8 protein-coding genes are annotated in these 12,518 nt (G+C 47.0%); 6 read left to right on the top strand and 2 right to left on the bottom strand.

Annotated elements, in window-relative coordinates:
- From BMX82_RS00535 to BMX82_RS00525, 3 genes are read left to right on the top strand one after another with little or no spacing between them, the layout of a single operon-like run.
- Window positions 1-2,043, top strand: a complete 2,043-nt coding sequence (locus BMX82_RS00535; protein ID WP_143058277.1) for a DUF5686 family protein — start codon at window positions 1-3, stop codon at window positions 2,041-2,043.
- A complete protein-coding gene (locus BMX82_RS00530; RefSeq protein ID WP_091765171.1) occupies window positions 2,037-5,252 on the top strand; it encodes a UvrD-helicase domain-containing protein in 3,216 nt (1,071 codons plus the stop codon). The genes BMX82_RS00535 and BMX82_RS00530 overlap by 7 nt, the downstream gene beginning before the upstream one ends.
- Window positions 5,249-7,873, top strand: coding sequence for a PD-(D/E)XK nuclease family protein (locus tag BMX82_RS00525; RefSeq protein WP_091765168.1), 2,625 nt, complete (start codon window positions 5,249-5,251; stop codon window positions 7,871-7,873). Before BMX82_RS00530 ends, BMX82_RS00525 begins: the two co-directional genes overlap by 4 nt.
- A gap of 210 nt (window positions 7,874-8,083) precedes the next feature.
- Here BMX82_RS00525 and BMX82_RS00520 read toward each other — a convergent pair whose 3' ends face one another.
- Window positions 8,084-8,956 carry a KPN_02809 family neutral zinc metallopeptidase gene (locus tag BMX82_RS00520; protein WP_036912052.1) on the bottom strand — a complete coding sequence of 291 codons (873 nt, stop codon included), beginning with the start codon at window positions 8,954-8,956 and terminating at the stop codon, window positions 8,084-8,086.
- Between the two features lie 44 nt (window positions 8,957-9,000).
- Entirely contained in the window at window positions 9,001-9,756 is a 756-nt protein-coding gene (locus BMX82_RS00515) for a DUF5715 family protein (protein WP_091765165.1), read from the bottom strand.
- Window positions 9,757-9,833: 77 nt separating this feature from the next.
- Here BMX82_RS00515 and BMX82_RS00510 point away from each other — a divergent pair, with 77 nt between their 5' ends.
- The 3 genes from BMX82_RS00510 to ubiE are packed head-to-tail and all read left to right on the top strand — an operon-like array spanning window position 9,834 to window position 12,513.
- Window positions 9,834-10,781 (top strand): PhoH family protein, encoded by a 948-nt coding sequence (locus tag BMX82_RS00510; RefSeq protein ID WP_091765162.1) that lies wholly within the window; start codon window positions 9,834-9,836, stop codon window positions 10,779-10,781.
- 30 nt (window positions 10,782-10,811) lie between these two features.
- Window positions 10,812-11,768 carry a phosphoribosylaminoimidazolesuccinocarboxamide synthase gene (locus tag BMX82_RS00505; RefSeq protein WP_036912043.1) on the top strand — a complete coding sequence of 319 codons (957 nt, stop codon included), beginning with the start codon at window positions 10,812-10,814 and terminating at the stop codon, window positions 11,766-11,768.
- Between the two features lie 7 nt (window positions 11,769-11,775).
- Window positions 11,776-12,513 carry a bifunctional demethylmenaquinone methyltransferase/2-methoxy-6-polyprenyl-1,4-benzoquinol methylase UbiE gene (ubiE, locus tag BMX82_RS00500; protein ID WP_091765159.1) on the top strand — a complete coding sequence of 246 codons (738 nt, stop codon included), beginning with the start codon at window positions 11,776-11,778 and terminating at the stop codon, window positions 12,511-12,513.
- Window positions 12,514-12,518: the final 5 nt, after the last annotated feature.

Genomic DNA, 12,518 nt, shown 5'->3' with positions numbered 1-12,518 from the left:
TTGATACGCAGTCAACTATTCATCAAGCCGTTACTATTGTTGGGCATGCTGCTAAGTGTGTCAGTACATGGTTTTGCGAAAGAGAAGACTGAAGGGCTGATACTGAATCGGATTTACGCTTATCAGAAGGCCCTCAACCCGATGATCGACTCACTTCAGGACAATATCTATGCTAAGATTCACTTCAACGTAGAGAAACGTAACTTTATACTGAAGTTCATCCCCACGATGCACTCTCTGTCTAAAGACCCAAGGAAGTATATCCGCGAGTCATACGCAAAAGTGCTATTCCAAGATTCACATCACTTCGACATCAACAGTCAGGTATTGTCAAGCACCATCCCTAAGGATCACAGGGTGTTGTCACCCCTCCTCAATTTCATGACACCAAACATCTATGATGTTGCCCTCTACGAAGGCCACATGCTATCGCCTTTCAACAGACATAACAGGCACTTCTACCGCTTCACGCAAAAGCAGCTCAACGACTCTACGACATGGTTGGAATTCAAACCAAAGTTCTATAATACACAACTGCTCAACGGCTATGCGCTAGTTGAGACATCTACGGGCCGTGTTATCATGGCAATGCTAAACGGAGAGTTTGATATGATATCATTCCGCACACATATAGAACAAGGCGACGAAGGAGCTCGCTCGCTGATGCCGAAGAGATGTTCTATGGTGGGCTCTTTCCGCTTCATGGGCAATCACATATCTGCACTATTCGATGCCAGTTACAACTGCCCCATAACGCTACCAGGCAGCATTACCAAAGTATCGAGTCGCAAACTGATGGACTCTATCCGTCCAATCCCCTTATCAGAAGCCGACAAAGAGATTTATGATGAATACAATAAACGGATTCGGCAGGATTCCATCAACAGGCAGCAGGAAGACTCTACTGCCACAAACAAGCAACTGCTGAAAAAGATTATCTGGGACACGATAGGCGATAACCTCGTGACACCGATTTCGGCAGAATCAGAAGACTCCTATTTCAAGTTGTCACCCATCATCAATCCTTTATATCTGAGCTATAGCGGCAACCGCGGTTGGCGCTATAAGATGAAGCTGCGCACACGCTACACATTCTCACCACACAGATATCTGACGTTGAACCCAACCTTCGGTTATAACTTCAAGCAGCGGCAGTTCTACTTCACTGCACCACTCAGAATGACCTATAACCCAAAACGCAACGGATACACAGAGATTGTATGGGGTAACGGCAATCCTATCAGCAACAGCTGTGTGACAGAGAAGATAAAAGAACTGTATCCCGACAGCATTATCAATTTCGACAATACCAATATGCATAAGTTCAAGGACACTTACCTTAAGGTGTTCAACAATATTATGCTCTTCAATTGGTTCGATATTGAGGCTGGACTCATCTACCATGTTCGCTCTGCCCTCGACAAGCAGATGATGCTAACTTACGGAATGCCTATACACTATAAGAGTTTTGCGCCCATGATAGGCCTGAAGTTCCAACCTTGGCTGAACAATGGCCCAACTCTCTCCATTGATTATGAACGAGCCATCAAAGGTGTGATGAACAGCGACCTTGAATATGAACGTTGGGAGTTCGACGCTCAGTGGAAGAAGAAAATTCCAGGGCTGCGAGTACTCAACCTCAGGGCTGGAGGAGGTTTTTTCACAAAATCAGGCAATTACTTTGTCGACTACGTGAACTTCCGCGATGAAAACCTGCCCGGAGGCTGGGACGATAACTGGAGCGGTGACGTTCAGTTACTTCGAAGTCGCGAGTACAACCGCTCTGACTATTACATCCGCAGTAACGTATCATATGAAACACCGATGATGTTCGCGACATGGATTCCTTATCTCGGCAAATATATCGAGAAGGAGCGTTTCTACTTGAGTAATGTATTACTCGAACACTCTCGTCCCTATTATGAACTCGGCTATGGATTCACTAACCGTTATATTTCGGTGGGCGCCTTTGCCAGTTTCCGAAACACCACTTTCGACCGTGCAGGTGTCGAAGTAGAAATAGAATTGTTTAGAAGATGGTAAAACCCCTTTCAGTCTATAAAGCAAGTGCTGGCAGTGGAAAGACCTTTACGCTTGCCACCGAATACATCCGCCTGCTTGTGGAAGACCCACAAAGCTATCGCAACATCCTGGCTGTGACCTTTACCAACAAGGCCACAGAGGAGATGAAGATGCGTATATTGAGTCAACTCTATGGTATCGCACATCAGCTGCCCGACTCAGAAAATTATTTGAAAGCCATCCAAGAGAAGACTGGTTTCGAAGCCCGATTCATCAGTGAACGCGCAGGTATGGCACTGACAAATCTGCTTCATAACTACAACTATTTCCGCGTTGAGACCATCGACACTTTCTTCCAGAGTGTGCTGCGTAACATGGCACGCGAACTCGATCTCACTACCAATCTGCGTATCGGACTGAATGACTATCAGGTAGAGGAACTGGCTGTTGATCAGCTGATAGCCGATTTAAGCACTACCGACTTACTGCTTCAGTGGATCCTAAAATACATCATGGAGAATATTTCCGACGATAAGTCATGGAACGTCATCTCACAAATAAAATCGTTCGGGCGCACTATCTTCAGCGACAGCTATAAGGCTGTAAGGGATGAGATGGAGAAGAAGATGGGAGAAAAAGGTTTCTTTGAAGACTACACCCGTAGGTTGCGCGAGATACGCCAGCTAGCCGAAGACCGAATGAAGGAGATTGGCGAGAGTTTCTTCGATGCCCTTGAAAGTGAAGGATTGACGATTGACGATCTCGCCTACGGAAAGACCGGATTGTGCGGTTTCTTCCAGAAACTCCGTCAGGGTATCTTCGATGAAAGTATCGTCGGTAAGCGTGTGACCGACAGTATAGGGGATCCTACAAAATGGTATAAGAAGACGCACCCGCGACGGGAACTCATCCACTCACTGGCAGACTCTATACTTGGTGACATTCTACGCTATGCGGTTGAAGAGCGGCCAAAGCAGTGGAAACTCTACAAGAGTGCCGACCTCACATTACGACATCTGAATCAACTGCGGCTATTGGGTAACATTGAGCGCAAAGTACATGATCTGAACGAGAGTGCGAACCGCTTTTTGCTCAGTGACACCCAACAACTGCTCCATTCACTGATTGGTGAGAGCGACTCGCCGTTTATCTTCGAGAAGATAGGAACGCAGTTGGAACATGTCATGATTGACGAATTCCAGGACACCTCGACCGTACAATGGCAGAACTTCCGTGTGCTATTGGCAGAGGCGATGAGTCATGAGAACACCTCAAACCTGATAGTTGGCGACGTGAAGCAGAGTATCTATCGTTGGCGTTCAGGTGACTGGCGCTTGCTTAACGATATTGAGAGTCAGTTCTCGCCCCAACAAGTAGAGACGCATCCGCTGACGGTAAACCGCCGTTCTGAACGTCGTATTATCGAGTTCAACAATGCATTTTTCCATCATGCGGCCCAACTAGAATATCAGACCCAAGCAGAACTCAGTCCCGCAGAAGCAGACCAACTGCGAAAGGCTTATGCAGACGTAGAACAGCAAATACCCGAGAATAAAACAGAAGAAGGTTTTGTCGACATCACCTTGCTGCCCGCTGAAGAGTATCAGGAGCAGGTGCTTAGTCACATGGCTGACATCATTGGGGAGCTGATATCACAAGGAATCGAGCAACATAACATCGCCATCCTTGTACGTACGAACGCACTAATACCCATTATTGCCAACTATTTCCAACAGCAAATGCCAGAGGTGAGCATTGTCTCCGACGAGGCCTTCCGCCTCGATGCATCCAGCACCGTGTGCTTGCTCATCAACGCCCTGCGACTACTCACCCATCCCGACGATCAACTCACAAAAGCAGCTATCGTCAAGACATGGCAATACGATATATTGCGTAATTCCACTACCGACAACGAACTTCTCTTAGCCAATCGTAATCTCGACGTGTTGTTACCCGAGGAGTTTATTGGGCATTTCGCAGAACTGCTCTCATTGCCTTTCTACGAACTGGTTGAGCGTCTTTATAGCATCTTCCGTCTGAATACCATCAAAGGACAGGGCGCCTATCTCTGTGCGTTCTACGATCAACTTACTGACTTTGTCAACGAGAACACAACGGACATCAACACGTTCCTCTCCGAGTGGGACGAGAACATCTCCTCTAAGACCATACAGAGCGATGAGACTAATGGTATACGCCTCATCTCCATCCACAAATCGAAAGGACTTGAGTTTGAACATGTGATTTGTCCTTTCTGCGACTGGCAGTTAGAGAAAACGGGTAACGTGCTCTGGTGCCAACCCTCTGAAGTACCATTCAGTGATCTACCGATAGCACCAATAGACTATAGTCAGAAACAGATGATGGGTACCATCTATGAGGCCGACTATCTGCATGAACATCTACAGAACACCGTGGATAATCTGAATTTGCTCTATGTGGCGTTCACCCGTGCCTGTAGGAGTCTTTATGTCATCGGCAAGCGTGGCACGAAAAACTCTCGTTCAACACTCATCGAACAGTGTCTGCCACTTATCAGCAACGACCTGTCCTCTTCCACTCTCGAAGGAATCGAAGATGAGAAAACGGAACTTCATTTCATTTACGGTACCTCTACTTTCAAAGCTCCTCAGCAAGACCTCTTCAGTCAGCCGTCTATCAATCCTTTCCTCCAGCCGTCTGCCCCTGTCAACGTCGAGGTTGAGACCTTCGGACGTAAGGTAGACTTCCGCCAGAGTAATCGCAGTAAGGTTTTTGCAGAGGGCGATGACGAAGAGAATCTGCAACGAAGGAACTACATCCAGACGGGTAGTATCCTACACGAAGTATTCTCTACTATCCGCACTGCAAGCGACATTCCCGACGCATTGCAACGCCTACAATTTGAGGGTGTACTCTACGACGAGAACATCACCGCAGAGCGCATCACGACGATGCTCAAGAAACGTTTGGAGGACGAGCGTGTACGTAATTGGTTCTCACCACATTGGGAACTCTTCAACGAGTGTACGATTCTATCCATCGAAAACGGAGAAATGAAAGAGCGTCGCCCTGATCGTGTGATGACCGATGGTCAGGAATGGATTGTCGTTGACTTCAAGTTTGGAGCCCCAAAACCTGAATATCACGAGCAGGTACATGAGTACATGCAGCTTCTGGCATCTATGGGACATCAGAACATCAAGGGTTATCTCTGGTATGTATATAGCAACAAAATCGAAGAAGTATGAAGTCTTTTCTTGAACATGTAGCAGCCGACCTACTCTCCCGATATGGAACAAACCTCTCACGCATAGCCGTGGTGTTCCCTAATAAGCGTGCCTCGCTATTTCTCAACGACTGCTTGGCACATCTGGCAGGTAAGCCCATCTGGAGTCCTGCCTACATCACCATCAGTGATTTGTTCCGCAGTCATTCCACTCTCAAAGTGGCAGACCCCATCATGTTGGTCTGTGAACTGCACAAGTGCTTCACACAGTGTACAGGTCTTGACGAGACGCTTGATCATTTTTATGGTTGGGGACAACTGCTGCTCTCCGACTTCGATGACCTCGATAAGAATATGGCACCTGCTGATAAGGTGTTTGCAAACTTGCGTGATATCCACGAACTCGACGACGTATCGTATCTCACTGATGAACAGCGTGAGATGATACGGCGATTCTTCAGCAACTTTTCCGAAGACCATAATACAGAACTCAAGGAACGCTTCCTGCGCTTATGGAGTCACATTGGCGACATCTACAGAACGTTCAATGAGAGCCTTGCCAGTCAGCAACTGGCTTACGAAGGTGCACTATATCGCCAGGTAGCTACCGACGAGGATCTGCAGTTCGACTATGATGCCTATTGCTTTGTAGGCTTCAATCTCATGCAGCAAGTAGAACAAGTGCTGTTCCACCGACTGGAACGCGAAGGCAAAGCCGTTTTCTATCAGGATACCGAGGAACAGCCTCCACGGCAACTGACTTATATCTCGGCATCAACCGAGAATATTCAGGCGCGTTACGTCAGTCAGTGGCTCACTCCTGAGCGCATTGCCGCTGGGCGACGTACCGCCATTGTGCTCTGTAATGAAGGACTCTTACAAGCAGTTGTTCACTGTCTGCCTGACAGTGTTGAGAAGGTGAACGTCACAACTGGCTTTCCCCTACTTCAGACATCAGTAGCGTCGCTCGTCACGCAACTCATTAATCTTCAGGTAAACGGTTTCTCGCAGAAAACAGGTGCATTCCGCCATCGTTGGCTCGACATAGTCAGTCGTCACCCTTTTGCCAGTCTGCTACCTAACGACTATGCCGCTGTCCATTACACAGATAATGCCGATATGCTGCACTGGCTTCTGAACATAGTACGTACAATCGCTACAACAGCAGACTTCTCATCCCTTGACACTGAGAGTATATTTCGGATCTATACCTTACTGAATCGTGTCAGCGGTCTGGTAGACAGTGGTGTGCTCAGTGTCGATACCATTACCCTGCAACGACTTGTACAGCAACTTATTCAGCAGGCATCCATTCCTTTCCACGGAGAACCTGCAGAGGGTATTCAGGTGATGGGTGTGCTCGAAACACGAAACCTTGACTTCGACCACGTGCTGTTGCTCTCGTGTAACGAAGGTAATATGCCCCGAGGCGTCAACGACACATCCTTCATTCCATATGCCATCCGTAAAGCCTATGGTCTCACCACCGTCGATCATAAGGTCGCCATCTATCAGCACTATTTCCACCGGTTACTGCAACGTACAGGTGATGTCACCATCGTCTACAACAATTCAACAAACGATGGTCAGACAGGTGAGATGTCGCGATTCATGCTCCAGTTAATGGTCGAGACTGATATTCCCATAACCTTCCAGACGTTACGTGCCGGACAACAGCCACAATTGCATCAACCCCAATCCATTGAAAAGACTCACGAAGTCATCACAACCCTCACGAGGCGTTTCTCGAAAGAGATGGGCGGCATCAGTCCTACGGCCATCAGCAATTACCTACGATGTCAGCTCAGGTTCTTCTATCGTTACGTTAGCAACCTTCAGGAACCTGATGATAACGAAGAGGATATGATTGATAATCGCATCTTCGGAAATATCTTCCACCATGCTGCCCAGACCCTATATGAGCAGTTCGGCCAGCAGCGCATTACAACGTCCGACCTCGATGCCCTGTTAAAGAGCGGCATAGAGATTGAGCGTGCTGTCGATCAGGCCATCAAAAAAGAGCTTTTCCTCATTAAAGACCCTATGCACCCCATGCCCCCCCTTGACGGTCTGCAACTCATCAATCGGGAGGTTATTATCAAATACATACGTCAGTTAGTTGAGATCGACCGCCGCCTTACACCTTTCACTATTTTAGGACTTGAGAAGCAAGTCAAGATGCCATGGGGGGATACAGAGATTGGCGGTTACATCGACCGTCTTGACATGGTCACTGATCCAGATACTGGCGAGGAGCGCATCCGTGTCATCGACTACAAGACTGGTTCACACGAGCCAAAGGGGTTACCCGATGTTGAGGCCATCTTCGATCCAGCTTATATCCGAGAACATAGCGACTATTTCTTACAAGCTTTTCTATATAGTCATATTGTGTCGCACGAACAGGACAAACCCGTCTCTCCCAGCCTGCTGTTCATCCAACACGCAGGTACCGACGGCTACGACCCCACACTGAAGATTGGCAAGGAGCCCGTACACGACATCAAGGCTGTAGCAACTCGCTACACCGAACTTCTCGGGCAAAAAATAAGCGAGATCTTCAATCAAGACCTCGCTTTCACTCCAACCAACGACGCTAACAGCTGTCGCACATGTCCCTACGCAGCCCTCTGCCGCCGCTAATAGTTTTTTGTCAGGATGACTCTCAGGCACAGCATCAGTCAACGTAACGAACTGACTCGAATCCTCTGTAGGAGAAAGCACCTTTTTATCGTCACCCGAACGACAGGTAACAGCCATCCAACCGCAAAATACGACAAAGATTGCGGCCAGAATCCATAATTGTCTTTTCTTCATGGTTAATATGATTATGCGAGTTTCTACAAGAAACTATCAGAGGTCGTTATAGTTCTGAATGCTAAAAGTAGAAGTACGCATATCGCCCGTCTGATAACCACGCTTCAGCCAACGTTTACGCTGGTCGCTAGTACCATGGGTGAATGATTCAGGTGTAGCACGTCCCTGAGCTTTCTTCTGCAGCCAGTCATCACCGATGGCCTTGGCAAGCTCAAGTCCTTTTTCAAGATCACCATACTCCATTGAACGATTCATTGCGTCTTCATAATGTGCCCATACACCTGCATAATAATCAGCAAGAAGTTCAAGACGGACACTAATCTGATTGGCCTGCACTTTGTCTGTCTGACTCATCGCCTGATGAGCTTTACCTAAAGTACCGGTAAGGTTCTCGACATGATGACCTATCTCATGAGCAATCACATAGGCATAAGCAAAGGTATTGCCCTCTACCCCAAGCTGGCGTTTCATCTGCGTGAAGAAGGAGAGGTCGATGTAAAGCTTCTGATCACCAGAGCAATAGAATGGACCGACAGCGGCTGTTGCAGAGCCGCAAGCGGAATTAACCTGATTAGAGAAAAGTACGAGCGTAGGAGGCGTATAAGTACCACCCATCTCTTCGAAGACCTTACCCCAGACATCCTCGGTTGATGCAAGAATCTTCTTACAGTCAGAGGCAAGCGCCTGTTCTTCCTCGGTAAAATTCTCCTCACCAACGGTCTCGGTCTGAGCCGTCATCTGCTGCTGGGCAGCCTGAAGACCGGCCGAAAGAGGGTCGCCTCCGCTCATCCATGCAAACAAGGCTGCGATAATCACTGCACCGATACCACCGATACCAGCTACTTTACCACCACTCAATCCGCGACGATCCTCAACGTTTGAGCTTTCTCTTCTTCCGTCTAATTTCATAATGTTTAAAGTTTTAAAGTTATTGTCAATCAATATATTCCTAACTACCTGACAGTCATATGAAAGCATCCCTGTTTTACCTCATATTTTATATAGCATCTTCCCTGTTCTCGCATATCGCGAAGAACCTCGGAAAGGACCCATTTCAACGTATCGTTGCGCACTTGACGACGAGCAGGGCCAGCGGGATCCTCAACTGTTTTATAACGGTTATAACAGATGTCAAACGTGGTGCCGTAGAGATGACAAGAATTCTCGGTAGCATTACCATTGCGACGGCGAAGTTTCAGCACATCCTCCTGTGAACGCAAAACACTGGTAACAATGAGCTTATGGAAAGGAACCCCTTTGACATAAAGGCTGTCAAAAAAAGCCTGACCGATGTCTTGCAGCAATACGGCGGCATGGGGCACCAAATATGGGATACTGGAATAAAGCGGATCAACGTGATAATAAGGATTTGATCCTATATAGACTAATTCACGCTTTCGGGCCTCTGCATCCTCACGGTTCTTAACAGGACTCACTCCCCATTTGCGAGCTGCCGTAAGTTGCACAGCATTGGTATCAGGGAAAGCCTCAGCGTAATGAGGAACAGAAAGAATACGATGAGGGTGCTCAACGTTATATTGATAAATACAGGTAATCTCTTTATTAAGAGGCGTTTGTCCATCTGTAATCTGCATTTCTGTATCAACCGAACGCGCTTCAGCGACCTGAGGAAAGAGCCATCTGACAACAGCAAGAAGCAGAACAACAGCAATAAAAGTCTCTAAATATCTTTTTTTTGATAGTTTCATTTAAAAAATTTATTTTGCGTTGCAAAGATACAAATATTTTTCGTAACTTTGCAACCAAATTTAAATTTTTATATCATTTGATAGAGAAACATATTGTTTTAGAAGACATTGACCCCGTGATATTCTATGGGGTTGGCAACGGGCATTTACAGATGATACGCTCGCTTTTCCCAAAGTTGCGCGTCATGGCCCGAGACAATGTCGTACGCGTATTGGGCGATGAAGAACAGATGGCTGCGTTTGAAGAGAGTGTAGAGAAATTACGCAATCATGTGATGCAGTTCAATTCACTGAAAGAGGAAGATATTCTTGATATCGTAAAAGGGCGGCGCTCAAACGACCGACTACCCGACGACGTGGTGGTATACTCAATGTCAGGCCGTCCCATCAAAGCCCGTACCGCAAACCAACAGAAACTGATTGAAGCTTACACACACAATGATATGGTATTTGCCGTAGGTCCTGCCGGTACGGGTAAGACTTACCTGTCGATAGCATTGGCGGTGAAAGCCCTGAAGGAAAAGACTGCAAAGAAAATCATACTCTCACGTCCAGCTGTAGAGGCTGGCGAAAAGTTAGGCTTTCTGCCTGGCGACATGAGAGAAAAGATCGACCCTTATCTGCAACCACTGTACGACGCATTAGAAGATATGCTACCTCAGGTAAAGTTGCAAGACATGATGGAAAAGAATATCATACAGATAGCGCCATTGGCTTTTATGCGAGGGCGCACACTGAGTGATGCTGTGGTCATACTCGACGAGGCACAGAACACAACGCCCGCACAGATACGCATGTTTTTGACCCGAATGGGCTGGAACACGAAAATGATTATTACCGGCGACATGACACAGATAGACCTGCCCCACTCACAGAAGAGCGGACTGATTGAAGCCCTGCATATATTAAATAATGTAGAGGGCATAGGCATTGTAAACCTTGATCGATCTGACATTGTACGCCATAAGCTGGTAACACGTATTGTCAACGCTTATGAAGCGTTCGACAAAGAAATGAGAGAATAAGATTAATGATTAGTTAAGTATAGATTAGTGATGAAAGCATTAACAAAGACGGACTTCAATTTTGAGGGACAAAAGAGTGTTTATCACGGTAAAGTCCGTGACGTTTACAACATCAATGACGATTTGATGGTGATGGTGGCAACAGACCGTATCTCGGCCTTTGACGTGGTTCTGCCTAAAGGTATTCCTTTCAAAGGACAGGTATTGAACCAGATTGCAGCCAAGTTCCTGGACGCTACCACCGACATCTGTCCGAACTGGAAACTGGCGACACCAGACCCCATGGTAACTATAGGTCTGAAATGTGAGGGTTTTCGCGTAGAAATGATTATCCGCTCTATCCTGACAGGTAGTGCATGGAGAGAGTACAAGAACGGATGTCGCGAATTGTGTGGCGTACGTCTGCCCGATGGCATGAAGGAGAATGAACGTTTCCCCGAACCAATCATCACTCCGACAACTAAGGCCGATGAGGGGCACGATATGAATATTTCTAAAGAAGAAATCATTGCCCAAGGCATTGTTTCTGCCGAAGACTATGCCATCATGGAAGACTATACTCGCAAGATCTTCCAGCGTGGACAGGAAATCGCCGCTAAACGCGGACTGATTCTCGTAGATACAAAATACGAGTTTGGTAAACGCGATGGAAAGGTGTACCTGATTGACGAGATACACACCCCTGACAGCAGTCGCTACTTCTATGCAGACGGCTATGAAGAAAAACTGGCCAAGGGCGAGCCTCAGAAGCAGCTTTCTAAAGAGTTCGTACGTCAGTGGCTCATTGAGCACAACTTCATGAACGAACCAGGACAGGTGATGCCTGAGATTACCGACGAGTATGCCGAAAGCGTATCAGACCGTTACATTGAACTCTACGAGAACATTGTAGGCGAACGTTTTGAGCGTGAAATCGATAATGAGGATATTGCCGCTCGTATTGAAAAGAATGTAAGCAGCTGGCTGAACGCCTTCAAGAGCAAATAAAACGACGATGGGCTACGAACAGGAGGTGATAAAGCCTTACGACCAGAAGGCTGGTAAGACAAATCAAGTAGAGGACATGTTCGACAACATTGCCCCTACATATGATAAGTTGAATCACCGCCTGTCGTGGGACATCGACAAGGGGTGGCGAAGGAAAGCCATCAAGCAGCTCCTACCTCACAAGCCCAGAAAGGTGCTCGATATTGCTACAGGCACAGGCGACTTCGCCATACTTGCGGCCAAAATGCTCAAGCCAGAGAAGTTGATTGGTGCCGATATCAGCGAAGGCATGATGGAGATAGGAAGAAAGAAGGTAAAAGCTGAAGGGCTTGATGACATCGTTAGTTTCGAAAAAGAGGATTGCATGAGTCTCTCATACGATAATGAGACGTTCGATGCCATAACAGCCGCCTTTGGTATCAGAAACTTTGCCGATTTGGATCGTGGACTGAAAGAAATGTATCGCGTGCTGAAGAAAGGTGGATGTCTCAGTATCGTGGAACTGACTACACCGGTAAGATTCCCCATGAGACAACTCTTTCATATCTACTCTCACACGGTGTTACCAGTATATGGGCGCCTTATCTCTAAAGACACCAGCGCCTATAGCTATCTGACAAAGACTATCGAAGCATTCCCTCAGGGGGAACTGATGGTTGACATCTTGAAAAAGGCAGGATATGCCGAGGCTTCGTTCAAGCGACTGACCTTTGGCATCTGCACGATGTATTTTGCGACAAAATAGTTTTG

Source organism: Prevotella sp. khp7, assembly GCF_900109055.1.
Lineage (GTDB): Bacteria > Bacteroidota > Bacteroidia > Bacteroidales > Bacteroidaceae > Prevotella.
The sequence above is the reverse complement of the archived record's forward strand: the minus strand, read 5'-3'. Positions and strand labels throughout refer to the sequence as shown.